Source organism: Micropruina sp., from assembly GCF_047602085.1.
In the GTDB taxonomy this organism is placed as follows: domain Bacteria; phylum Actinomycetota; class Actinomycetes; order Propionibacteriales; family Propionibacteriaceae; genus Micropruina.
Genome location: NZ_JASGID010000002.1, coordinates 643,903 through 667,531 on the forward strand (window position 1 = coordinate 643,903; position 23,629 = coordinate 667,531).

General features: G+C 68.9%; 23 protein-coding genes. 4 read left to right on the top strand and 19 right to left on the bottom strand.

Translation table 11 applies throughout. The features are described from left to right. Nucleotides 1-13: 13 nt before the first annotated feature. The 9 genes from QM721_RS03765 to dtd form a co-directional block, all read right to left on the bottom strand. A complete protein-coding gene (locus tag QM721_RS03765; RefSeq protein WP_415119127.1) occupies nt 14-622 on the bottom strand; it encodes a 2'-5' RNA ligase family protein in 609 nt (202 codons plus the stop codon). Further along, nucleotides 623-1,768 carry an ABC transporter ATP-binding protein gene (locus QM721_RS03770; protein ID WP_415119129.1) on the bottom strand — a complete coding sequence of 382 codons (1,146 nt, stop codon included), beginning with the start codon at nt 1,766-1,768 and terminating at the stop codon, nt 623-625. After that, complete coding sequence (locus QM721_RS03775; RefSeq protein WP_415119131.1) at nt 1,765-3,483, bottom strand: ABC transporter permease; 1,719 nt, start codon at nt 3,481-3,483, stop codon at nt 1,765-1,767. Before QM721_RS03775 ends, QM721_RS03770 begins: the two co-directional genes overlap by 4 nt. A gap of 60 nt (nt 3,484-3,543) precedes the next feature. Beyond that, entirely contained in the window at nt 3,544-4,476 is a 933-nt protein-coding gene (locus QM721_RS03780) for an extracellular solute-binding protein (RefSeq protein WP_415119133.1), read from the bottom strand. 404 nt (nt 4,477-4,880) lie between these two features. Next, nucleotides 4,881-5,765, bottom strand: a complete 885-nt coding sequence (locus QM721_RS03785; RefSeq protein ID WP_415119135.1) for an NUDIX hydrolase — start codon at nt 5,763-5,765, stop codon at nt 4,881-4,883. Then, the gene (locus QM721_RS03790) at nt 5,765-7,864 is read right to left on the bottom strand and encodes an RNA degradosome polyphosphate kinase (protein ID WP_415119137.1); all 2,100 of its coding nucleotides are present in this window, start codon (nt 7,862-7,864) and stop codon (nt 5,765-5,767) included. The genes QM721_RS03785 and QM721_RS03790 overlap by 1 nt, the downstream gene beginning before the upstream one ends. Then, nucleotides 7,861-8,697 (bottom strand): mycothiol synthase, encoded by an 837-nt coding sequence (gene mshD / locus QM721_RS03795; RefSeq protein ID WP_415119139.1) that lies wholly within the window; start codon nt 8,695-8,697, stop codon nt 7,861-7,863. Before mshD ends, QM721_RS03790 begins: the two co-directional genes overlap by 4 nt. A gap of 23 nt (nt 8,698-8,720) precedes the next feature. Beyond that, nucleotides 8,721-9,380 (bottom strand): winged helix-turn-helix transcriptional regulator, encoded by a 660-nt coding sequence (locus QM721_RS03800; protein ID WP_415119141.1) that lies wholly within the window; start codon nt 9,378-9,380, stop codon nt 8,721-8,723. Between the two features lie 72 nt (nt 9,381-9,452). Next, nucleotides 9,453-9,878: a D-aminoacyl-tRNA deacylase gene (gene dtd, locus QM721_RS03805; RefSeq protein WP_415119143.1), complete on the bottom strand. Its 426-nt coding sequence runs from the start codon at nt 9,876-9,878 to the stop codon at nt 9,453-9,455. Nucleotides 9,879-9,941: 63 nt separating this feature from the next. Between dtd and QM721_RS03810 the strand changes: the two genes are divergently transcribed. Genes QM721_RS03810 through QM721_RS03820 form a run of 3 tightly spaced genes read left to right on the top strand, consistent with a single transcriptional unit; the run spans nt 9,942 to nt 11,532 of the window. Then, nucleotides 9,942-10,073: a hypothetical protein gene (locus QM721_RS03810; RefSeq protein WP_415119145.1), complete on the top strand. Its 132-nt coding sequence runs from the start codon at nt 9,942-9,944 to the stop codon at nt 10,071-10,073. Continuing rightward, nucleotides 10,070-10,567 carry an FABP family protein gene (locus tag QM721_RS03815; protein ID WP_415119147.1) on the top strand — a complete coding sequence of 166 codons (498 nt, stop codon included), beginning with the start codon at nt 10,070-10,072 and terminating at the stop codon, nt 10,565-10,567. The genes QM721_RS03810 and QM721_RS03815 overlap by 4 nt, the downstream gene beginning before the upstream one ends. Then, complete coding sequence (locus tag QM721_RS03820; RefSeq protein ID WP_415119149.1) at nt 10,564-11,532, top strand: YgfZ/GcvT domain-containing protein; 969 nt, start codon at nt 10,564-10,566, stop codon at nt 11,530-11,532. The genes QM721_RS03815 and QM721_RS03820 overlap by 4 nt, the downstream gene beginning before the upstream one ends. On the opposite strand, the gene QM721_RS03825 is transcribed toward QM721_RS03820, so the two are convergent. The 7 genes from QM721_RS03825 to QM721_RS03855 all read right to left on the bottom strand — a co-directional run bounded on the left by QM721_RS03825 (nt 11,482) and on the right by QM721_RS03855 (nt 19,973). After that, nucleotides 11,482-11,814 carry a hypothetical protein gene (locus QM721_RS03825; protein WP_415119151.1) on the bottom strand — a complete coding sequence of 111 codons (333 nt, stop codon included), beginning with the start codon at nt 11,812-11,814 and terminating at the stop codon, nt 11,482-11,484. The genes QM721_RS03820 and QM721_RS03825 overlap by 51 nt on opposite strands. Continuing rightward, a complete protein-coding gene (locus tag QM721_RS03830) occupies nt 11,807-12,772 on the bottom strand; it encodes a hypothetical protein (RefSeq protein WP_415119153.1) in 966 nt (321 codons plus the stop codon). The genes QM721_RS03825 and QM721_RS03830 overlap by 8 nt, the downstream gene beginning before the upstream one ends. Nucleotides 12,773-12,867: 95 nt before the next feature. Further along, nucleotides 12,868-14,073: a DUF480 domain-containing protein gene (locus tag QM721_RS03835; RefSeq protein ID WP_415119155.1), complete on the bottom strand. Its 1,206-nt coding sequence runs from the start codon at nt 14,071-14,073 to the stop codon at nt 12,868-12,870. Nucleotides 14,074-14,301: 228 nt separating this feature from the next. After that, nucleotides 14,302-14,604 carry a hypothetical protein gene (locus QM721_RS03840; protein WP_415119157.1) on the bottom strand — a complete coding sequence of 101 codons (303 nt, stop codon included), beginning with the start codon at nt 14,602-14,604 and terminating at the stop codon, nt 14,302-14,304. After that, complete coding sequence (locus QM721_RS03845; RefSeq protein ID WP_415119159.1) at nt 14,549-16,429, bottom strand: CHAT domain-containing protein; 1,881 nt, start codon at nt 16,427-16,429, stop codon at nt 14,549-14,551. Before QM721_RS03845 ends, QM721_RS03840 begins: the two co-directional genes overlap by 56 nt. Nucleotides 16,430-16,437: 8 nt before the next feature. Continuing rightward, entirely contained in the window at nt 16,438-17,940 is a 1,503-nt protein-coding gene (locus tag QM721_RS03850; RefSeq protein WP_415119161.1) for an esterase/lipase family protein, read from the bottom strand. After that, the gene (locus QM721_RS03855) at nt 17,940-19,973 is read right to left on the bottom strand and encodes a CHAT domain-containing protein (protein WP_415119163.1); all 2,034 of its coding nucleotides are present in this window, start codon (nt 19,971-19,973) and stop codon (nt 17,940-17,942) included. The genes QM721_RS03850 and QM721_RS03855 overlap by 1 nt, the downstream gene beginning before the upstream one ends. Before the next feature lie 225 nt (nt 19,974-20,198). Here QM721_RS03855 and QM721_RS03860 point away from each other — a divergent pair, with 225 nt between their 5' ends. Then, nucleotides 20,199-21,287 carry a branched-chain amino acid aminotransferase gene (locus QM721_RS03860; RefSeq protein WP_415119165.1) on the top strand — a complete coding sequence of 363 codons (1,089 nt, stop codon included), beginning with the start codon at nt 20,199-20,201 and terminating at the stop codon, nt 21,285-21,287. Between the two features lie 224 nt (nt 21,288-21,511). On the opposite strand, the gene QM721_RS03865 is transcribed toward QM721_RS03860, so the two are convergent. The 3 genes from QM721_RS03865 to QM721_RS03875 all read right to left on the bottom strand — a co-directional run bounded on the left by QM721_RS03865 (nt 21,512) and on the right by QM721_RS03875 (nt 23,451). Continuing rightward, the gene (locus QM721_RS03865; protein WP_415119167.1) at nt 21,512-22,714 is read right to left on the bottom strand and encodes an arginine deiminase; all 1,203 of its coding nucleotides are present in this window, start codon (nt 22,712-22,714) and stop codon (nt 21,512-21,514) included. 73 nt (nt 22,715-22,787) lie between these two features. After that, nucleotides 22,788-23,216: a TA system VapC family ribonuclease toxin gene (locus QM721_RS03870; protein WP_415119169.1), complete on the bottom strand. Its 429-nt coding sequence runs from the start codon at nt 23,214-23,216 to the stop codon at nt 22,788-22,790. After that, a complete protein-coding gene (locus QM721_RS03875) occupies nt 23,206-23,451 on the bottom strand; it encodes a CopG family transcriptional regulator (protein ID WP_415119171.1) in 246 nt (81 codons plus the stop codon). Before QM721_RS03875 ends, QM721_RS03870 begins: the two co-directional genes overlap by 11 nt. Nucleotides 23,452-23,629 lie beyond the last annotated feature (178 nt).

Genomic DNA, 23,629 nt, shown 5'->3' on the forward strand with positions numbered 1-23,629 from the left:
TCGACCGACCATGCTAGGGGAGCGACCAGGTCCGCAGCACTTCGAAGGTGAATACACCCTCGTCAGGGAACTGATCTACGGCCACCAGTGCCACGTCGTCGACGACGAGGTCGGTTGGGTGACCCACGCCCCGCAATGAGTCGACCACGGCTGCGTCGTCGGTGTCGGCGACGCAGTAGGCCGAGGTGTAGTGCGGGCCGTACGGAGCCGGGGTCAACATTCCGCCCAATCCGGACGCCGTCACCGCGCTCCGGATCGCCTCGACCAGGCGCTGCCACTGGGGGTTCGGCGAGCCGATCGCCTCCACCGCATGGCCGTTCGGACGTGGCGCCGCGTATTCCACGCAGAACTGTGGCGTCCGGCTCACCGCCTCGGAGATCCGACGGTCGGCGACGGCCCAGGTGTCGTCGTCGATCTCGGGCCGGTAGCCGTCCAGCCGCTGCAGCGTCATGTGCACGTACTCGGCCGGTTGCACGGCGAGCCCGGGGTGCACGTGCAGCGCACGGGCGACCCGGTCATGCGTGGCGAGCAGGCTGCCCTCGGCCGGCGGGAGAACATAAAAGTGCAGCGCGCCGTGCAGACTCCGCCAGCGCGTGTCGGGTCGATCGAAGAACCTGTGCATTCATCGCCCCTCGTCGGCTGCGCCGTGAATCACCCAGAGCGAACCGGGCGTGATCGAGCAGGTCACGCGCGCGCCGACCTTGTGCAGCACGCTGGCCCCCCGCGCCTGCCCGGCCAGCACGCCCACCTCGGTCGCGACGCCGTAGTTGATGATGCCGCCGTCGAAGGCCACCGTGCGCACCTCGGCCTCGATCTGTCCGGCGCCGTCGGCCGGCTCGACGCCGACCAGGAGGTCCTCGGCCCGCACGACCAGCGAAGCCGCACCGGCGGGCGTCAGGCCCGGGATGCCCGGTGCTTCGAAGCTGCCCAGGGGGGTGTGGACGCGATAGCGGGCGTGCCGTCCCTGGCCGCCGAGCAGGTCGGTGACCGTTCCCTCGACGAAGTTACTGGTGCCCAGGAACGCCGCCACGAAGTGGTTCGCCGGGTGTCGGTAGATCTCGCTGGGTGACCCGACTTGCTCGATCCGCCCGGCGCTCATCACCACGATCGTGTCCGACATCGTCAGGGCCTCCGACTGGTCGTGGGTGACGAAGACCGCGGTCAGCCCGAGGCGCTGCTGCAGCGAGCGGATCTCCTCCCGCATGCGCACCCGGAGCCGGGCATCAAGGTTCGACAGGGGCTCGTCGAAGAGGACGATCTTCGGCTCCATGACCAGGGCACGGGCCAGCGCGACGCGCTGTTGCTGCCCGCCGGAGAGTTGGTGTGGGTAACGATCGGCGTACTGCTCGATGCCCATCATGCGCAGCCCCGCCTCGACCTTGGCGTTGCGCACCTGCCGGTCCAATCGCCGGAGTTTGAGGCCGAAGGCCACGTTGTCCTGCACCGTGAGGTGCGGGAACAGGGCATAGGACTGGAACACCATCGACATCGGGCGCTTGTCGGGGGTGACATTCAGCAGGCTCACCTCATCGAGCAGGACGTCGCCCTCGGTGGGTTGCTCGAAGCCCGCGATCATCCGCAGGGTGGTGGTCTTGCCGCAGCCGGAGGGGCCGAGCAGGGTGACGAACGTGCCGGCCGCGATGTCGAGGTTGATCGAGTCCACGGCCAGATGTCCAGGGGCGTACGCCTTGGATACCGAGACCAGCCGCACCGCTCCCGCGGTGGAGTGGACGGCGGCGTCGAGGGTTGCTGTGTTTTCGGTGGTCATGCGCGGACCGTCCTGTTCGAGCGGTTGAGTTGTTGAAGGAGCAGAGTGGCGACGCCGAGAATGACCAGCACCAGCACGATGAGTACCGTGCAGTAGGCGAACGCGTTGCCGAAGCGTCCGGCGTCCACCTCGTCGAGGATCTGTGAGGTCATCACCTTCGTCTGCGGGGTGGTGATGAAGATGATCGCGGTGATCGTCGTCATCGACTTGGTGATCGCGTAGGTGACCGCGGTGATCACGGCCGGGCGCACCAGCGGGATCGTCACCTTGCCGAATGTGGTCAGAGCCCCCGCGCCCAGCGAGGTGGCCGCCTCCTCCACCTGGGGATTGATCTGACGTAGCGCCGCGATGGAGGCCTGTTGCCCGGTCGGGATGCCGCGGGTGATGTACACCATGACGATCGCGATCGCGCCACCGCCCGCCGCGAGCCCGCCGGCGAGGACCGGGATGACCTGGTGCCCGAACAGCCAGGTGGGCGACGAGTAGGCCAGGGCGAAGCCGAGGCCGAGCACGGTGCCCGGAACGGCGGAGCCGAGCATGCCGACGAAATCCAGTACTCGACCGCTTCGGGGCAGGTGCCGCACCACCAGCCAGGCGACGGCCAGGGCGAGCAGTGCTGCGATCGGCGCCGCGATCAGCGTCATGGTCAAGGTGGTGATCAGTGCGCCGGACCCCAGCCGCTGCACGAACACGTAGTGCGACAGGGTGAAGGTGTTGTTGACGCCCAGGATGGTGACGAAGCCGCCCACCACGATGGTCAGGTAGACCAGGGTGATCAGCAACGCCCAGGCGCCGACCAGGATGCCGATCGGGGTGATGATCCGCTTCGACGTGACCGGCTTGAGCGCACCGGTCGGCTTGCCGGTCACGGTGACCACCGACTTCTTTCCGGCCCAGTACTTCTGCACGGCGAACACCGACAGGGCCGGCAGCAACAGCACCAGCGCGATGCCGGCCGCGCGCGCCACGTCGCCGTTGCCGGCGACAGCGAAGTAGATCTGGCTGGCCAGCACCTGAAAGTCGCCGCCGAGCACCAGAGGATTGGCCAGGTCGGCGATGCCCTCGACGAACAACACCAGGAACGACGCCAACAGAGCGGGAACGATCATTGGAATGGTGACCTTGAACAGCGTGCGCAATTGGCTGGCGCCCAGGGTCGAGGCGGCCTCGAACAGTGACGGGTCGAGGTTCTCGAACATTCCCTTGATGTTCATGTAGGCGACCGGTGCGAAGGTCATCGAGATGACGATGGTCAGGCCGGACAGGCCGTAGATGTCGAACTCGAGGCCGAACAGCTGGTACGAGATCATGCCCCGTTTGCCGAACAGGGTGATCAGCGCGGTTGCCGCCGCGAAGGGTGGTGAGATCGTGGGCAGCAGGGTCAGCCAGTGCAGAACCTGCTTGCCCTTGAAGTCGAGGAACACCTGGGCGTAGGCGCAGACGAACCCGGCGAATGTGCCGAGAATGCCGACCAGAAAGCCCAGCGCGATGGTGTTCCGCAGTGGCACGGCGTTGGTGGTGAAGGTGTTCATGATGGCGTCCAGGCCGTCGGGGGAGAGCCCGGCGGCGAGCAGCTTGCTGACCGGCAGGCCGATCAGCAGCAGCATGGCGACTGCAACCACAGCGATGACGACCCAGACCGCGGGATCCTTGCGCGGACGCGGCAGGCGTCCTTGCCGCGGGCTCGCGGGGCGGGCTTGAGTGCTGACAGACACGGAGATCTCCTCGTGAGGTGGGTGTCCGGCCGGGACGGGAATCGCCGGCCGGACGATCCGCTACTGGGCCTGGGTCGCCGAGGCGATGTCGGTCTCGAAGGCCTTGGTGAAGGCCTCGCGCCGGTCGGCAGCCTCGCGGATGTCCCACTTCACTTTCTTCACGGTGTCCTGGGGTGGCACGTTCGGGCCGACCGTGGCTTCTGGATTGGTGGGGGCCGCGAAGGACGGGATGCCGGCGTACAGGTTCTGGGCGTCGGTGGTGAGGAGCCAGTCGAAGAACTTCTTTCCACCGGCCGCGTTGCGTGCGCCGGCGAGCAGAGACACGGCGCCGACCTCGAAGCCGGTGCCCTCGGCGGGGTAGGTGGTGACCAGATCGGAGAAGCCGGCCTGATTCGCCTTCTGGCAGTCCGAGTCGAGGGCGATGGCCACCGTGACCTCACCGCGTCCGGCCTGTTCGGTTCCGGTGGCGGCCGACTTGGAGTACTGCATCACGTTGGTGTTGAGCTGCTGGAAGTACTTGATCGTCTTCGCCTCGTCGCCGCCGTTCAGGGTGGCGACGGTGAACATTGCCATGTAGCCGACTCCGGCGGTGGCGGGGTGCGGCATCGCGACGGCACTCTTCAGCGCCGGGTTGAGCAGGTCGTTCCACGAGGTCGGCGCCTTGACGCCCTTGCGCTCCAATTCGGTCTTGTTGGAGCAGAAGGCGACCGAGTCGGTGTAGAAGCCCGACCAGATGCCGGTCGTGTCGTTGTACTGCTTGGGGAGGGCGGCGGCGTTGGGCGATTGGTAGAGCTCGATGTGCTTGCGGTCGTTGGCGATCAGGTGGTTCTCTGCCTGGCCGCCGGCCCACACATCGAACTCGCCCGGGTTGGTCTGCAGCCGGGCGAGAACTTCGCCGGCCCCGAGCCGCACGTAGCTGGTCTTGAGCCCGCTCTGCTCCTCGAATGCTCGGGTGATCGCCTGGCAGAAGTCCTCCTGCTGCGAGCAGGCCACGGCCACCGTATCTGGCCCACTGGCGGGAGCGCTTGCGCCGGCTGACTGCGTTTGGGCACTTTCCGGCGCCGAGCACGCAGAAAGCACTCCGACTAGGGATATTGAAGCTAGGCATGCGAGTGGAGCCATCTTCTTGCGCATCATTGAGCCTTTCGTGACTACGGGAACGCAGTGGTTGCGCTCTCACCAAAGGGTGCGGCGTGTGGCGACTCGCTGTCAAGATGCCGCACAGCCAAAGTGTGGGCACAGTTGGGCGGGGCACTCGGCGCTCCTCCTGCGAATTCTGGCCGCTGCCTTGGGTGTCGGCCCGGCATTTCTCGGTGGAAGCGCTCCCATGCTGCTGCGTGCTGCCTTTGCTTGGCTCAGTGAGAGGGCTTGGCTCAGTGAGTGGGGTGGTGGCGCGGTCACACCCGCGGCTTGTGCCACTCCACGCAGACGGTCTCGCCATCGACCGACAGGTGCGCCACCAGCACCGCGGCGGTCAGCATCGGACGATTCGGCACCCCCAAGGCATCGAGCATCGCCGGCAGCACCGGGCGATGGCCGCAGATCGCTCGGGGGACGCCGCCGGCCGCGGTCTCTTTGATCAGCCGTTTCATCAGCTTGCGTACCGCGTCGGGGTTGTCCTTGGCCTGCTCCTCCGACAGCGTCGACCAGCCCTTCACGTCGAGCCGCTGGGCCTTGGCGTAGGGCGCCAGGGTGCTGGTGCAGCGCAGCGAGCTCGACGAGTCGAGATCGCGCACGCCGTAGGCGTCGAGCAGCGGAATCAACTGGCGGCTCTGCTTGCGGCCGCGGGCGCTGAGCTGGCGCAACTGGTCCTTGCCCGACCAGTGCTTGCGATCCATCGCCTTGCCGTGCCGCACGATCAGCAGCGGCGTGGTCTGCGGCAGGGTGATCGCCTGCTCCACTAGCTGGCGTTCGTCGGCGTAGGTCATTCGGCGCAGCGCCGAAGCAATGGTCAGCCAGGTGCGCCGGTCGACCTCGGAGTTCGGCTTGAACCGGCCCTCGGAGTTGAGTATGCCCAGCCAGTACGCCACCCGTTTGGTGCCGGTCGGGATCGGGTACTGAATGCGGTCGACCGGGTGCCCGAGCCGGATCACCGCCGCGGTCTCTTCGACCGTCTCGCGCACCGCGGCAGCCGCCAGGTACTCGTCGGGGTCGAGTTTGCCCTTGGGCAGCGACCAGTCGTTGTAGCTGGGCCGGTGGATCAGCAGCACCTGTACCGCCTTGCCCGCCGGGCGACGCAGCACGATCGCGCCGGCCGCCTCGACCAGTCGTCCGCCGGGCATCAGGCCACCCGCTCGGCGCGACGCGGGCTGACCGACTGGATCAGCGACTCCTGCATATCGAGCAGCGGCTCGCCGGCGGCGTCGGAGGTGCGTTGCACCCAGCCGTCCGGCTCCAGCCACCACGACGCGGTGCCCGGGTCGAACGCCTGGTCGAACCACTGTTCGATCTGTGCGATGTGGCGGGGGTTGGTGAGCGACACCAGCACCTCGACGCGCCGGTCGAGGTTGCGGTGCATCAGGTCGGTGGAGCCGAGGCCGACCCGTGGTGCCCCGCCGTTGGCGAACCAGAACAATCGGCTGTGCTCGAGAAAGCGGCCCAGCGTCGAGCGGATGCGGATGTTCTCGCTCAGGCCGGGCACGCCGGGCTTGACCGTGCAGATGCCGCGCACCCATAGATCGACCGGGACCCCGGCCCGCGAGGCCCGGTAGAGGGCGTCGACGATCGTCTCGTCGACGATCGAGTTGACCTTGATTCTGATCCCCGCCGGACGTCCCTGACGCTGGTGCTCGATCTCGTCCTCGATGAACTCCAGCAGGCCGTGACGAATGCCGTGCGGCGCCACCAGCAGCCGCTTGTAGTGAGTTTCCTGACTCATGCCCGACAAGTGGTTGAACAGCCGGGCGACGTCGTCGGTGACCACCGGGTTGGCGGTCAGCAGTCCGACGTCCTCGTACATGCGGGCCGTCTTGGGGTTGTAGTTGCCGGTGCCGATGTGGCAGTAGCGGCGCAGCCCGTCCGGCTCGTCGCGCACCACCAGCGACAGCTTGCAGTGGGTCTTCAGGCCGATCAGCCCGTACACCACGTGGCAGCCGGCCCGCTCCAGCTTGCGGGCCCAGGCGATGTTGGCCTGCTCGTCGAAGCGGGCCTTGATCTCGACCAGCGCCAGCACCTGCTTGCCGGCCTGGGCGGCGTCGATCAGGGCGTCGACGATCGGGGAGTCGCCCGAGGTGCGGTACAGGGTCTGCTTGATCGCCAGCACGGCCGGGTCGGCGGCCGCCTGTTCGATGAAGCGCTGCACGCTGGTGGCGAACGAGTGGTACGGGTGGTGCAACAGCACGTCACGCTGCTTCAAGGCGGCGAACAGGTCGGCCGGCTTCGCGGTCTCGACCTCAGACAGCTCAGGGTGGGTTCGGGGCAGAAAGGCGGGGTACTGCAGCGACTCGCGGTCGAGGTCGGCCAGCGAGAACAGCCCGCGCAGGTCGAGCGGCGGTGGCAGCCGAAAGACCTCCTTCTCGGTGATGTCGAGTTCGCCCACCAGCAGGTCGAGCATCACCTCGTCGATGTCGTCCTCGACCTCCAGGCGCACCGGCGGTCGTCCGATCTTGCGCCGCAGCAGCTCCTGTTCCAGGGCGTACAGCAGGTTCTCGGCGTCATCCTCCTCGACCTCAAGGTCTTCGTTGCGGGTCACCCGGAAGGTGGAATGGTCGAGCACCTGCATGCCCGAGAAGAGTCGGTCGAGGTGCTGGGCGATCACGTCTTCGATGGCGATGAAGCGGCCCTCGCCGAGTTGCAGAAACCGGCTCAGCAGGGTGGGCACCTTCACCCGGGCGAACTGCCGGGCGCCGGTGCTGGGGTTCTTCAGCAACACGGCCAGGTTGTTGCTCAGGCCCGAGATATAGGGGAACGGGTGGGACGGGTCGACCGCCAGCGGGGTGAGCACCGGAAAGATGCGTTCCTCGAAGAGCGTGGTCATCTTCTCGCGCTCTGCTTCGGTGAGCTGATCCCAGCGCAGCACCTCGATGCCGTGCTCGGCCAACGCCGGGCGGACATCCTGCGCGAACACCCGCGCCTGCTCGCTGACCAGTTCGCGCGAGCGAGCCAAGATCACCTCGTGCAGGTCGCGGGGCAGAATGCCCGAGGCGGACGGCACGGCGACGCCGGCGGCGATGCGACGCTTCAGCCCAGCCACGCGCACCATGAAGAACTCGTCGAGGTTCGAGGTGAAGATGGCCAGAAACCGGGCGCGCTCCAGCAGCGGCACCCGGCTGGAGTCGCGGGCCAGGTCGAGCACCCGGCTGTTGAACGCCAGCCACGACAGCTCGCGGTCGGGGAAGCGATCCGGCGGCAAGTCGACGGTGTCGTCGGTGGCGGCGGTCATGATGGCTCCTGGGAGGGTTCTGCCGTGCCGTAGAGGACGTCGCTGTGCACCACCGCGAAACCGGCCCGGTCGTACAGTTCTACCGCTCGGGTGTTCGACGCTTCAACGTAGAGGTGTACCGTCGCGCTACCCCCGGCGGCCAGGTGATTCAGTCCGGCGGCGAGCAGCCGGCGGCCCAGCCCGGTGCCCTGCGCGCGGGGGTGGGTGGCCAGTATGTAGACCTCGCCACGACCGTCCGGGTGACGCTTGGTCCAGTGAAAGCCGGTCAGCCCGGCCGGGTCGGTGGCCACCAGCAGGCCCTGCGGGTCGTACCAGCTCTCGGCCATTCGTGCCTCAAGGTCGGCGCGCGAGAAGTGGCGCTGCTCGGGGTGCCAGGCGAAGGCGGCGGCGTTGAGCGCCAGCAACTCATCGGCGTCGGTGTCGAGGTCGAAGGGCCTGATGTCGGGGTCGGCCAGGCTGGTCGGAGGGTCGAGCGGACGCTGCATGATCAGCAGCCGGCGTCGTTCGGTCAGGCCCTGGGCGGTGGCGAAGCCGTGCGCGGCGGCGAGATCGCCGAAGGCCCAGACCGGCAGACCGGCGGTGGCCCGCAGTAGCCGGGTGCCGATGCCGCGGCGGCGGTGCTGTGGGTGCACGACCAGTTGGGCGGTGCCGTGCCGACGGTCGCCCTGGGCGTAACCGACCAGTTGTCCGGCGTACTCGACGTGGTGATCGACCTCGGCATCGGCGCTGGTCAGGGCGATCGTGGCGGCTTCGTTCAGCGGCTGTTCGTGATCGGCGGCCAGGGCGGCAGCCAGCAGCGCCTGCACCTGGGCGACATCGGCAGAGCTCACCATGGGCTCAGGGTAGCGAGCGTGCGCTACGGCGAGAACCGATACCCGACGTTGCGGACGGTACCGATCAACGACTCGTGCTCTGAGCCCAGCTTGGCCCGCAGCCGGCGAATGTGGACGTCGACGGTGCGGGTACCGCCGAAATAGTCGTAGCCCCACACGTCGGCCAGCAGGTGCTCGCGGCTGAACACCCGTCCGGGATGCAGCACCAGGTACTTGAGGAGCTCGAACTCGGTGTAGGTGAGGTCGAGCGGCTGGTCGCCCAGTCGCGCGGAGTAGGCCGCCTCGTCGATCACCACGCCGCCGGCCTGAATCAGCCCCTCACCGTCATTGCTGCTCAGCAGCAGCCGAATGCGCGCATCGAACTCGGCCGGCCCGGCGCGGTCGAGAATCAGGTCGTTGACCCCCCAGTCGCCGTTGATGGCGGCCAGACCGCCCTCGGTGACAACCAGTAGCAGCGGCAGGGTGATACCCGACGAAATGAACAGCCGGCAGATCATCCGCGCGTTGGCCAGTTCGTTGCGTCCGTCGATCACAATCACGTCGGCCTTGGCCGACTCGGTCAGTGCGCTGGTGTCGGCCGGCACGCTGCGCAGGTCGTGCGCGAGCAGGCCGATCGCCGGAAGCATCGCCTCGGGGCGCGCTCCCGCAGCGACTTCGTTGCTCACCACAAGCAGTGACGCCATCGCATCCCCCGTCCGGTCGGCTACAGAATAGTGACCCTGGGCGAGTGCCCCCGTGAACCATCCGCTGACCGGTCAGAGTTCCAGGCAGATCGTCATCGGCCCGTCGTTGACCAGGGCCACCTGCATGAGTGCGCCGAAGCGTCCGGTCTCGACCTGGGCGCCCCGTCGGCGCAGCGCGGCGACGTAGGCGTCGACCAGTGGTTCGCTCACCGGGCCGGGTGCCGCCGCGTTCCACGACGGACGGCGGCCCTTGCGGGTGTCGGCGTACAGCGTGAACTGGCTCACCACCAGCAACGGCGCCGCGTTCTGGGCGCAACTGCGTTCGCCGTCCAGAATGCGCAGGTTCCAGGTCTTGTCGGCCAGCGCGTCCGCGATCGCGGGGGTGTCGGTGTGGGTGACGCCGAGCAGCACCAGCAGCCCGGGGGAGTCGATGGCACCGATCACTTCACCCTCGACGGTCACTGACGCGCGGGTAACCCGCTGCACTACCGCTCGCATGAGGTCATCCTGTCAGGCCGGTGGTGCCGACGCCGCCGGACCGGGCGGGACTAGAATCCCCTGGTGGCTGCGTTGATAGGTGCAGTGATGACGCCCGGCACGATCGCCCTGATCGTCGCCGCCGCGGCCGTGCTGCTCGCGGCCCTGGTCGTGGTGGTACGCATCTTCACCGAGAAGCGCAGGAGTGATTCATGACGTTCGAGATCCCGTCCGACCTCAACCCCGCTCTGGTCGGCCTGGCCTGGCTGCGGGGCCGCTGGGAAGGCTCCGGGTACTGCGAATGGCCTGGTCAGCCGACGATCCAGTTCGCCCAGCAGATCGACTTCGCCGAGAACGGCGGCGACTACCTGCACTACCTGGCGCAGGCCTTCGAGGTCGACGAGCAGGGCCGTCCGACCAGCCCGCTGTTCATGGAGACGGGCTTTTGGCGGCCGCTGGCCGACGGCACGGTCGATGTGGTGATGTGCTCGCCGGACGGCTACGCCGAAGCCTGGTACGGCAAGCTCAAGCCGGGCCGGCTCGACCTGGTCACCGACGCGGTGGTGCGCACCCCCGACGCGAAGGTGGCCTACACCGCCGGACGACGGCTGTACGGCACCGTCGAGGGCAAGCTGATGTACTCCTTCGACCGGGCCACCGAGACCGAGCCGCTGCGTCCGTTCGTGTGGGCGACGCTGCAGCGCGCATGACCGCCGTCCGGCACGAGTCCGGCCCCGACGCCGGGGCGGTGTGGCACTACGGCGACCCGTTGCGCGAGCAGCGGCTGCTGGCTCGCGGTGAGGCGTCGGTCGATGTGTCGCACCGGCCGGTGTTCTCGGTCGCCGGCCCCGACCGGTTGAGCTGGCTGAACAGCATCACCTCGCAGAAGCTCGACGACCTGCCCGCCGGGCACTGGTTCACCAGCTACATTCTCGACCCCAACGGACGCATCGGGCATGTCTTCGGCGGGGTGGACGACGGCAGCACCCTGTGGGTCTCGACCGAACCCGGCCGGCTGCCGGCATTGCTGGCCTGGTTAGGGCGCATGCAGTTCGCCGCCCGGGTCGAGATCGCCGAGCGCAGCGACTCCCACGCCATGCTGATCACGCCCGAGGGGCCGGGCATCGTGGCGCGCGAAGACCTGGGGGCAGCGCTGGGCGAGCAGCGGGCCGGCACCTGGGCGGCCGACGCGCTGCGCATCGAGGCGGGCTTGCCGCGTGTCTTCGTCGACACCGACGACAAGACGATCCCCAACGAGCTGGCCAACCCCGCGGGCCTGGCGCTCGGCCCGGCGGTGCACCTGCGCAAGGGCTGCTACCCGGGGCAAGAGACGGTGGCACGGGTATACAACCTGGGCCGGCCACCGCGCCGGCTTACCCGGCTGCACCTCGACGGGTCGGCCGAGGCGCTGCCCGCCGTGGGCAGCGAGATCGTGGTCGATGGGCGCAGCGTGGGCCGGGTCGGGTCGTCGGCGCGCCACCATGAGCTGGGGCCGATCGCGCTGGCCCTGATCAAACGCTCGGTGCCTGCCGACCTGCCCCTGGTGGTCGACGGCATCGACGCGGCGCAAGAACTCATCGTCGATCCCGAGGTGGGGCTGCACGTGCGGCCCGGTGTGGTCCGCTCAGGCGGCGCGCGCGTCCAACCACCACAGAGCGGAGCGCTCCAGGTCTGAGTGATCGCGCAGGTCGGTGGTGTCGCTCGGTGTCACCCGGTACTCGTTGCCGGTGGGTGAGTGCCACCAGAAAGTGCCTGAGCGGGGTTGTCGCAACTGCCAGCGGCGAGCGGTCTTGGCCCGGTGAATGCGCCGCCGCAACGGGCCGAGGTTCGCTGGACGGGTCTGCCTCTTCGCGCCCGGCACGTAGGCGACGGTGTGGTCGGCGTCGAGGCGGCGAGCGCTGCGCGACGAATAGGGGAACGGCTCGACCACGTCGCGCAGCACGATGCGCTCACGCATCGAGGGCGGCACCTCGTAGCTGTCGACGGCCACCTCGTCGCCTGCGTGTACGACCGGGGTGACGGTGATGCGGGTGGTGCCAAAGAGCGCGGCGAGCTGATCGCGGATGACCGGGCCGACGGTCTCGCCGCGCGCCACGGCGCTCTCGGCGCCCAGGTGCAGGTACACCCTGGTGCGCGGCAGGTAGCGCTCGTCGTCGCGACCCTCCAGCAGCGCGACAGCCCGGCTGGGGGTGGCCAGAATGCCGAGTGCGCGAGCCCCGCCGCACCTCGAGCTCGTTGCCGTCGCCCAGCCTCTTCAGCGTCGTGGCGATCTGTTGGACGGTGACCTCCAGTTGCTGCGCATCGGCGGAGTCGAGCCTCGCCCACAGCTCGCTGACCAACGGCTCGCTGGTGCGGGATGTTCGGACGAAGCGGCTGCGGCGCGCCTGCTCGACGGCTGCGGCAACCTTGTCGGCGGCCACCAGGGCGATCAGCCCGCGGGCTAGCCGCAGCAACCGAGGCCAGCCGATTCGGCCGTACTTCGGGCTCAGGCGGTCATCGACGCTGGCCGCCTGTTCGACGGTCAGGTCGTAGCGGCTGGTCAACTGGGTCAACTGGAACGCCTGCCGCGCTGTGACGTGACCCTGCAGCACGCTGCGCCACAGCCTCGGGTGCCGGTGGTGCAGGTTCAGGACGTCGCGGATCAACCAGGTGGCCGACTCGACCGAGACTCCGGTGGCCGCAGCGACCTCCATGGGCAGGAACTCGCCGACCAGCGGCGTGCCGGTGGCGCCGATGCGCACCGCCCGCTCGCCGAGCACGTCCAACTCGTCGTCGGTGGTCCATTCGTGCTCGGCTGCCAGGTCAGCGATTGCCCGCAGCTCTTCAGCCTCGGCCAGTCGGCGCAACCGCCCCGCGGCATGCAACCGGTCGACCGCAGAGGCGGCCCGATCGATGCGTGGCGGAAGCTGGAGCATGCATCGATTATACTTCCAGGAGAGGTTTACTACAAGGGTGTAATCGATATGAATCGAACAAAGGATCGGTTGCTGGAGGGCGGGTCGAGCGCTGCTCAGCCGGCAGCGCGTCCGAGCACGTACAGCCGCTCGGTCGGCGCCTCGCCGGCAACCGGTCCTCGTCGGTACCACTCGAGCTGGGTCAGTCCGGCCGCGTCGAACGCCGCCAGCAACTGCGCCTGGTCGTGCAGCACGAAGTCGAGGTCTACCGGCTCGCCGACCAGTTCGGCGGCGCGCCGCACCTCGGCGCCCACGTGCACCGCGACCGCCAGCACGCCACCAGGGGTCAGTGTGCGAGCCAGCGCCGCCACCGCCGGAGTGAGCTCGGAGGCGGCCAGGTGCACCAGCGAGTACCAGGCCAGCACACCACCCCAGCCCGCGGCGGTGCGGGGTCGCAGCAGGGTGAACAGGCTGCCCACCGAGAAGTCGAGATCGGGGAACTCGCGCCGCGCCACGTCGATCATGGCCGGCGACAGGTCGACCCCGCTGACTTGCGCCCCAGCGTCGGCCAGGAACGCCGTGAGGTGCCCGGGTCCGCAGCCCACGTCGACGATCGGGTTCGAACCGGCCAGGCTCGTCACCCGCTCGAGCAGCCACACGTCGAACGGCTTGCTGACCAGTTCGTCGCCCAGTTGCTCGAAGTACGACTCGGCCACCGCGTCGTAGGCGTCGCGCACCCGAGCATCGCGCGCCGCCGCGCCGTCGGCGAGCACTGCCTCGCGGTCGACGGACGCCGCGGTCACCGGGCCCGGCGGTTCGGCCACCGGGCCCAGCAGGTGCACCCAGCGGTGGTCCTGCTGGCCGGGGCGCCGCTCCAGCTGGCGCACCAGTGGCTGCGGCAGGGCGGCCAGTCGCTGCAGCACCTGTTCCACCTGCTCCCGGTCGGCGAACGGGTGCAGCCGTTCGGTGCGGGTCTTCAGTTCACCCGGCGCCTGGGCGCCGCGCAGCAGCAGCACGGTGATCAATGCGCGCTCGTCGGGCTGCAGGCTGAGCACCTCGTCGAGCAGTTGGTGGTACTTCAGCGCGCGCGACCCCTTGCCCGCCCACACCACGCGGAGCAGCCCACGAGACTTCAGCTCGCGGGCCACCGCTTCTATGGTGGCGTCGTCGAGTTCGGTGATCGGGTCGCGGCTGGACGTCTGGTTGCAAGCCAGCCGCAGCGAGTTGAGGCTCAGCGGGTACGTCGCCGCAACGGTGCGCTGCTTCTCGAGCAGGCTGCCGAGCACGCGTTGTTCCTCGGGGCTGAGGACGGGCAGCACCATGGTGGCAGCCTAGGGGAGCGCTGATCAGTGCGTCCACCGTTCATTGAGCTTGTAAAAACCCCTAGTGAGGGCAGTCTGCTTGAGGTCTCGACGAGCTCGACCAGCGAAAAATCAGCGTTTCCCTGGTGGCCCGTTGAGCCGGTCGCCCCTGTGGGCAACGGCTTGCGGAACCAAGCGGAACCGTCTCCTGAACCAAGCGGAACCGTCCCCTGAACCAAGCGGAACCGTTCAGCCGTCGAGTTGCAGGGCCTGCCAGTAGGCCGGGTGCATGCGTACATTCAGTGCTCGCTGGGGGTTGGTGCTCATCATGCCCAGGTTGCCGAGGTTCTTCGCCTGTCGCTGCGCGACATTCACGTTCGCCGCGAACAGTGCCCCCTGCCGCACCCCGTTCAGCCCGGAGGTGGCCCAAGGAATTCTGGCCTCGAGCACCCAGCCGGTCGTGGTGGTCGTGATGGCCGCGCTCAGCGTGCTCGCGTCACGCGAGGTGCTGAAGTCGGTGCGCTTGCCGTTCGGGCCCAGGATGCCGATCACCGGGGTGGCGCCGGTCTTGGACAGACCGAAGATGTAGTAGGCGTCGAGCTGGCCGCACCGGATCGCTGTCGATCAGCCCGCTCTTGTCGGGCCCCAGTTCGAGTATCACCGAGTTGCCTCGCCAGGCCCGGGTCGGCTGGCTGGGGTCGGGCAGTCGTTTAGTGGTGTCGTCGATCATGGCGAGCAGGTAGAGCGCCTGGTCGTCCCACATCAGGTAAATATCGCCGGTGGCCGACGAGCGGGTGTCGGTGATCGGGTTGTCGGCGCGGGCGCTCAGCTTCCATTGCCAGTCGTCGGTGTTGCCGTCGATGGTCACCGAGCCACGGGGCGCCCTGAGTGTCGGCACAACCCGCACCGCGGGCAACGAGGTGGCAATGGTTGCGGTCGAGGTGGGCGCAGCCGAGGTGGGTGGCTGTTCGCTCGTGGGGTTCGCCGTCGCCGTAGCTATTGGCGTGACTTGGCTGGGGGCGATCGCGGTCACATTGGTCAACGTGGCCAGTGCCCCCAGGCTGAGCGTCAGCGAACCGAGCGTGAGCGAGAACCCGAGTAGCATCCGGCGTTTCCGTGCCGGAGGTGTTGCGTTGACGGGGTGCGACGGGCTGACTGGCTCGTGTTTTGCGGACGCGCCGAGATCTGGGCCGGATGGCGGTGGAGGCGTCACCAGCGGAACCAGATGAGGGCCGGGTGCCCCGGCCGGCGGCGGTGCAGCCCCCGAGGCGACGTCGAAGATGCGGCCGTCGCTGGCCCGCAGGTAGAGCACCGGCGTGCCCCACTCGACGTCGTTGTTGTCGCTGAACACCGCCACCCGGGCCTCGGCCAGCGCGGCATCGATCGGGTAGCCGTCGGCGATCGCCGCATAGAACTCGGCCGAGAACACGGTGGCCGCCTCGTCGGTGATCTCGAATTGCATCGCCACCACAGCCGGCACGTTGCCCAGCTTGACCAGGCTCTGAGCCACGCCGCCCAGCGGGTCGAGCGGCGACTGGCGGGCACCCTCGCAGGCGTTGAGCACCACCAGCCGCAGCGACTCGAAGCCGCTGATGGTGGTGGCCAGCGTGGTGCCCGAGACCATGGTGACCTGATGCTGCTCGTCTTCGAAGGCCAGCATGCCCTCGGCCGACGACTCGTCGAAGCCGCCGTGGCCGATGAAGTGCAGCACGTGAAAACCGCCCGTGCGCAGGGCCCGGCGCACTTGCATCAAAGTCGCCCGGGCGACAACGGTGACGTGCACCTGCCCAGCCTGCTCCAGGCCCGCCAGGGCGTCGGTGATGCGCTGCACTTCAGCGTCGACGTTCAGGGTTGCCAGTTGGGCCGGAGAACAGACCACCACCAGCACCTGCAGTGGTGGCGCGACCCGCAGCGGCGGCACCTTCTGCGGCAGCTCCAGGTAGCGCACCACCGGGGTGCGGGTCGACAGCACCAGGAACTGCCGCAGCCCCGTCGGGTAGAGATATTCCCACGGCACGTCCGCCAACTGGGGTGCGTTCTCGAGCCGCAGCCGCACCCGCAGGCCCTTGCCTTGGCTGTCCGCCTCGTCGAGGCTGCGCCGAAAACAGGTGCCCACCTCGCCGCTGAACAGCGCGTCGTACAGGGTGCCGCCGAACTTCTGTGCCAGGTCTTGGGTCGGCGATCCGACGGCCCGGACGCCCGAGCGGGTGCGGCCCAATTTGAGAATGACGTTCTCGAGCGCGTCGGAGTTGAACGGGAACGTCATCTGGCCGGACGCCTCGCCGCGCGGCGAGGAAAGTACCGACACCTTGTAGCTGTCGGGCGTCGCCTCGGCTTCGACCTCCAGGTCGAAGTCCAGATAGTCCAGCGCCGGCATGATGCCCCCTAGCCCGTCAGCCAGCCGGCGATCTGCCGGGCGACATCGGGCTGGCCGAAGAAGCTGCCGTGGTAGACGCCACGCTCCCGGGGCAGCACCAGCCGGCGGTTCTCGGGCACCACCATGGCGTCGTCGCCCTCGTACACGCCGGCGGTGGGCACCACCAGATCGTTGGCCACCGTGCCGAATACCCGATCGACCACGGTGTTCTCCAGATTCTTCACCGCCATGGCGCGCCAGCCGCCCGAGGGGCTGTAGTCGGCCGCGACCGCGAACTGCTCGGCGGGCAGTGCGACCGAGTTGAACCCGCTCAGAAAGTCGCCCGCGCTGTCCATCGCGGCCAGCCCGGGAATGCCGGTCAGCCCGTACGTGGCGATGATCTTCACCACCACCAGCACCGAGGTCAGGGTGGCCTCGACGACGACACCGGCGGGCCCGTCGGGCAGCAGGTTCACCATGGTGGTGACCCGGTCGATGAACGGCACCAGGTTCGACGGCGTGGCGAGCGCGGTGCCGTGGTTGGCGCTGGCCACGTGCACGATGCGGCGCACGTTGAACACCGGGTCGGTGCCCTGGCCGGCCAAGGCCCGGCTGACCAGCCCGCCGCGGCTGTGGCAGACGATGTCGACGTCGAGTTCGAGCCCGTCCGGAATCAGCTCGCGCGCCAGGTCGGCGTTCTCAACCGGCGACGCTCCCAGCGTGTGATGGTCGAGAGCCGCCACCCGTCCGCCGTAGGCGGCGCTCAGCGAGGCCAGCACGTCGGGCGGAAAGGCCTGGAACGCCGACGGGGTGTTGACGAACGTGCCGTGCACGAACCAGAGGCTGCGGCCCTGTGCCAGGCGCTGCCAGTCGGCGTCGCCAAGGCTCGGCACGTCGGTGCTGGTGTAGTTGGCCGGGGTGAAGGTGCGGGCCCGGGCGATACGTGACTTCGACTCCCACAGCCGGGCCGCCGCGCCGGCCAGCGGCGGCACCACCAGTCCGGCCAGCGGCAGGGCGACCAGCTCCAGCACCTTGCGTCCGATCAGGCCGAACACGCTGCGGTTGGCGCCGCCCGCACCCGGGTCGGGCTGGGCCGCGAACGCCGGCACGATGAACCTCACGCTGCCGCCCGAGCCGCGCGTGGTGGGCGCCGGCCGGTCACCGGAGTCGATGGGGAAGTTCCAGCTCACCGCGCCGTTCTCGTCGACCGCGAGCATCACCTGGGCGACGTCCTCGCCCAGGTCGGGAACGGTGACCTCCAGGCCGTCGACGTCGGTGACCGGTGAGCGACCATCGCCGGCGGGGGCGTGCGGCACCGGCGCCACGTCGAGGGTGATCACCCGCAGCCGCAGGAACCCCTCCCGGGTCAGTGCGGCGTCCAGAGCGGGGCCCGACCCGTCCGCTTCGGGTGCGCGGGTGTCGCCGCCGGCGGCGACGTTGTGCGCCTCGGCGCTGCCGCGCAGGCCCGGGGCGCGCAGGCTGATGCCCTGGCCGAGACTGACCTGCCGTCCGGTGCCGTCAAGGTTGGCCATCAGTGCGTCTCCTGCCGGGTCAGAGTGAGGGCCGGGTGCCCGTAGTAGGCGTAGGCCAGGGGAGTGGTCTGGTCGTGCTGGGGAAACTCCGTGGTGTAACGGGCGCGCAGTTCGCGCATCACCTCACCGACCGGACGGCCCTTGCCCAAGGCCTCGGCGTAGAAGGTGAGCGCCGTGGCTTTGGCGATGGCGTCGTCGATCGACCAGAGCGGCGCGATGAAGGCCCGGGCGCCGGCCTGCAGAAAGGCCGCGGCCAGGCCGCCCTCGATCAGCGAGCTGCCACTGTCGGTGGCCAACTGGCAGCAGTTCAGGAACACCAGCGGGGCCGCGCTGCGGGCAAACGTGGAGCCGATCACGATGGTCTCGTCGATGCGCACCGCCGAGTCGGACAGGATCACGCCGGTGTTCAGCGGCGAGTCAGGGTCGACCTCGCCATGCGAGGCCACGTGCAGCACCTGCGCCTCCAGCGGTACCCCGTCGACGGTCGACTGGCCCTTCAGCAGGGTGGCGACCTCGGCGGCGGTGCCCTTGATCCACGCCGCCTGATAGTCCTTCTTGAGCTGCTGGCCCTCTTCGATGGCCTCCTTCAAACTGCGAAAGCCCGAGCTGGGGCCGAACTCGCCGACCACCACGGCCAAGCCCTTGACCGCCATCGCCTGGGCGGGCGTGGTGCTCGGACGGCGTAGCCCCGACGGCGTCTCGGGCCCGGCCGGACGCCAGCGGCCGATGATCAACTGGGTGCCCAGCAGCAGCGGGACGGACGGATCGGGCAGGGCGGGGTCGATCACGTAGTCGGCCTCGGTGCTGGCCAGCTCCCAGGGAATCAACGACTCCTGCGACACCAGCAGCAGGGTGGGCAGCCGTCCGGCGTCGTGGGCGATCTTCCACACCGCGGTCAGCACCGGCCAGAAGCTGGCCTGGGTGAGCAGGTCGGCGATCACCCGGGCCACGCCCAGCACCCGCAACTCGGCGTTCGGGTCGCCGTCCACCCGGGCCATCTCGCGCACGTGCCGCAGCGCCAGGGTCTCGGCGGTTTCGTCGGCCAGTTTGGTGATCACCTGCACGTCGGGCAGCGGCACCGGGTGCGGGGTGGTGTAGGTCCACAAGAAGGTGCCGTCGGTCTGGCCGCGGCTGATCGACACGGTCAGGTCGATCGGCACGGTCTGGTCGAGTTCGACGGCCAGTTCGCCGCCGGCGGTCGACAGCGGCGCGGCCACGGGCGCCTGCTGGCTCACCAGCACCTCGCGCCACGCGGTGCCGATCAGCAGTCCGTTGCGGCTGTACTCGACCTCGATCCGCCCGCGCCACAGCTCGGTCACCGCCGGGGCGGTGACCGGAATGCGAACCACGCCCGCTGCCAGATCGGCCGGGTCGAAGGCCACGGTGTAGCGCACCCCGTTCGGCAGGGTGAAGTTCTCGGCCTTCACCTGCACGGTGAGTTCTTGTGGCTGGCCCGGTTCGGGCTGCGCCGCAATGTGCATCACGGCTCCCTGCACGCCCGGCTGGGCGTGCAGGGACAACCCGACCACCACGTCGAACTGGGCCCCGGGCAGCACCGCCTCGGGCACGTCCACCCGCGTGTAGGCGGTGACGTCGGTGGGTGCGGCCTCTGGTGGCGCGGCCTCGGGGGCCGCGGCGCCGGCGGTCGGTGGGGCCATCGGAAAGTCGAGGCCACGCTCGGGGCCGCGATTGTCGTGCGGGTTGGCGGTCATCCAGCCGACGGCTCGGGCGCCGTCGACCACCAGTCCGGTCCAGAACCCGCCGACCACGTCGGGGTGGGTGAGCTGCCGCACCGCACAGGCTGCGTGCTCGTGCAGGTCGAGCGACACGCCCAGCGGCAGGGCAGGGTCGATGGCGGTGCCCATCACCTGCTCGCGGTCGTCTTGATCGAGGGGGTACCACAGCAGAGTGCCGTAGTCGGTGCGTGGGTCGCGGCGGCGCACCACCAAGGCGGTGCCGGGGGTGATCAGGGCCATGGCGGCGCGCGCGGCTGCCACGGTCATGTCGGCGTCAAGCACCAGGACGGGATCCATCGACGACTCCTCTCAGGGCGAAGAGGACGGCCCAGGCACGGTGATACACACGGTGACAGCACGGTGATAGACACGGTGACAGGCAGCGCGGGGCCGTCACGAATGCGGCAACTGTGGGCACCGCCACCTCCTTCGATGTGGCGTCGAACCTAGAGGGGTTCGACGCGCTTGGTAAGGGCGTGAAATTGCTCATCGGCTTCGCCGCGGCCCGGCTACATTGCTCCAATGACCACTTTCGCCCTGACCCGCACCGATCACCCGACGTCCGCCGACGAGCGCGCCGCGATCGTGGCGAAGCCGGTCTTCGGGGCGAACTTCACCGACCACATGGCCCTGGCCACCTGGGCTGTGGGTCAGGGCTGGCACAGCCGCGAGATCGTCGCGCGGCGTCCGTTCGAGCTGCACCCGGGTGCGGCGACGTTTCACTACGGCCAAGAGATCTTCGAGGGGCTGAAGGCGTTCCGGCAGCCCGACGGCGGGGTGGCCTTGTTCCGTCCCGACAAGAACGCGGCCCGGTTTGCTTCCTCGGCGCGGCGGCTGGCGATGGCGCCCGTCGACGAGGCCGACTTCGTCGCCGCGGTCACCGAACTGGTCGACCTCGATCGCGACTGGGTTCCGTCGCCGGAGGGCGAGCAGAGCCTGTACGTCCGCCCGTTCGAAATCGCCAGCGAGACGCTGATCGGCGTCCGGGCGGCCAAGGAGTACACGTTCTGCGTGATCGCCACACCGGTCGGCCCCTACTACCCCGACCCGGTGACCCTGTGGGCCACCCCCAACTACACCCGGGCCGCCGAGGGCGGCACCGGCGCGGCCAAGTGCGGCGGCAACTACGCCGCCAGCCTCGCCGCAGCCGACGAGGCCGCCGAGCACGGCTGCGGCCAGGTGATCTGGCTGGACGGCGCCGAGCACCGCTGGGTGGAGGAGTGCGGCACGATGAACATCATGTTCGTCACCGCCGCCGGCGAACTGGTCACCCCCGCGCTTACCGGCACCATCTTGGACGGCGTCACCCGCGACTCGCTCCTCACTCTGGCGCCCGAGCACGGGCTGCGCCCGGTCGAGCGCCGGATCGCCATCGACGAGGTCTTCGACGGCGTCGGTAGCGGCGCGATCACCGAGGTGCTGGCCTGTGGGACGGCGGCCGTGGTCACCCCGATCGTCGGCTTCGCCGCCCCGGGCGTGAACGGCAGCGATCGCCGCTTCACCGTCGGCGACGGAACCCCGGGCACGATCAGCCAGGCCATCCGGGCCCACCTGCTCGACATCCAGTACGGACGCGCCGAGGACCGGCACGGCTGGCTGCGCCGGGTCTAGGGGCGGCTCGCTGATTGTCGTTGGTCGAGCTTGTCGAGACCCGTCGATCTGGCGTCGGCAAGAGGTTTCGACAAGCTCAACCAGCGGTGGCTGCGTTGACCAGCGCTTCCCTGGGGGAATGCCGCGGAGCCTGTCCACCGTCGGTTGAGCCGGTCGAAAACCCTTGTCAGGCCGTGAAGCCGGAGAAGTCTCGACAAGCTCGACCGACGAAAGTCAGTGCGTTCCTAGAGCGCGTCGCGGCTGATCGGGCAGGACATGCAGCGCGGCCCGCCGCGTCCCGAACCCAACTCCGAGCCGGAGATCGCGACGACCTCAATGCCGGCCGCGGTGAGCCGTTCGTTGGTCTCGACGTTGCGCTCATAGGCGATCGCCACCCGGGGCTCGATGGCCAGAGTGTTGTTGCCGTCGTCCCACTGCTCGCGCTCGGCGGTCACCGGGTCGAGGCCGGTGTCGATCAGCCGTAGCCGGTCGATGCCCATCGCGCTGGCGGCGGCGTCCAGGAACGGACGCAGCGGCTCGACCACCAGGTCGTCGTCGTCACCGGGGCGAATCGTGGCCGCGGCCAGCCGATGGGCCACGTTGGGGTACATCACCATCGCGTCAGTGTCGACCATGGTGCAGATCGTGTCGAGGTGCATGGTCGCCCGGTCTTGGTCGATCGGCACCGCGAGAACGGTGTGGGCCAGGCCCTCGGCGAAGGCCGTCCGGGCCAGCCGCTCGGCGCCGGCCGGCCGGGTTCGCTCGCCGACACCGATCGCCAGCACCCCCTCGGCCAGCGCCAGCACGTCGCCGCCCTCGAGAAACTCCTTGTCCCAGCCGTGAATGTGCTCGGTGCCGGCGAATCGCGGATGGAATCGGTAGATCAGCTCGGTGAGCTGGGTCTCGCGCACCCGGGCCGGCATCGCCAGCGACGTGATCGTCACCCGGTCGCCCACCCACACGCTCGAGTCACGGGTGAACAGCAGATTGGGCAGCGGGTCGATCAGAAAGTCGTCGGGAGCGTGCAGGGCCGCCACCACGCTGCCGGTGTTCGTCACCTCGTCGTTGCGTAGGCCGGCCATCAGAATCTCGGCCAGCTCGTCCGGCCCCTTGTCGTGCAGCAGAGCGGTGAGATAGGCGCGCAACGTGTCGCCCAGCCGAAGGTCGGTCATGGTGTGTGCGATGGCGGTCTCGCGGGCGTCCGCATCGGCGAGGGTTTCGATCAGCAACTCGCTCAGGTAGAGCACCTCGACGCCGCGGCTGCGCAGCGCATCGGCAAAGGCGTCATGCTCGTCCTGGGCGCGATCGACCCAGGGCAGGCCGTCGAACAGCAGCGCGTCGTTGTTGCGCGGGGTCAGCCGGCGCAACTCGTTGCCGGGACGGTGCAGCATCACTGTTCGCAGCCGTCCGACCTCTGAGCGGACGCCGTGCGCGGGGTGTTCAGCCATGGTGCTAGACCCTACCCGTGCGACGCGGTGGTCGACCCGACCACGGTGGAGGAATGGGTCGAGAGCGAGCGCTTCAGCCGGCCATCGGATTGACCCAGCGCAGACCAGGGAATCGGGCGAAGTCTGTGTCGGCCGACACCACGGCGACGCCATGCTCGATCGCCAGCGCGGCCAGTTGGGCGTCCGTGATCAGGTTGCCGTGCAGGTCGAGATCGGCGATCAAACCGCCGAGGATGCGCGCAGTCGCGTCCGAGGTCTCCGGAATCCAGCTATTGGGCGCGTTCAGCCACTGCTCGACGATCTCCCATGCCTGATCAGGTCGAAGCGGCCTGGCGAACACCCTCGGGTGGGTGGAGATCCGGAGGAAGGCGCCGATGGTCTGCCAGGGCAGGCCAACCCGGCGTAGACCGGCGAACGCGTCCGACAGCCAGGTGGCGCAGGCAGCGTGATGCCTGCTGGAGCTGTCGATCGAATAGAGCAGGATGTTGGCGTCAAGAAGCATGCTCGTCTGCCCGCTCCAGATCGTCGAGCAACTCGAGCGTGTCCGCCACGCTTGTCAGATCAACCTGCAGGCCGAGGTCGTAGGAGGGGTGGACGTAGCGGAAGTCGACGCGGTGTGTCGCGATTCCGCCCCGAGCAAGTTCGTTGACGGCGGCGGAGAAACCGAGACCGCGCTCGCGTTGCAGCCGGGCGACGGCAGCCGCCACGTCGTCGTCCAAGTTCACGGTGGTACGCATGCCCGAAGCGTACGCATCGTGATGCGCCATGACAAGCATCATGATGAATCACTGAAACCTTGGCGAGGTTCCGAGGCTGCGTTTACGAAACGTTGAGGTTGCTGCGGCAGAGTTCCTCGTGTTGGGGGGCAAGGCCACTACACAGGGCAGGACCGGAGTCGCGATTCGGGGGGACGCG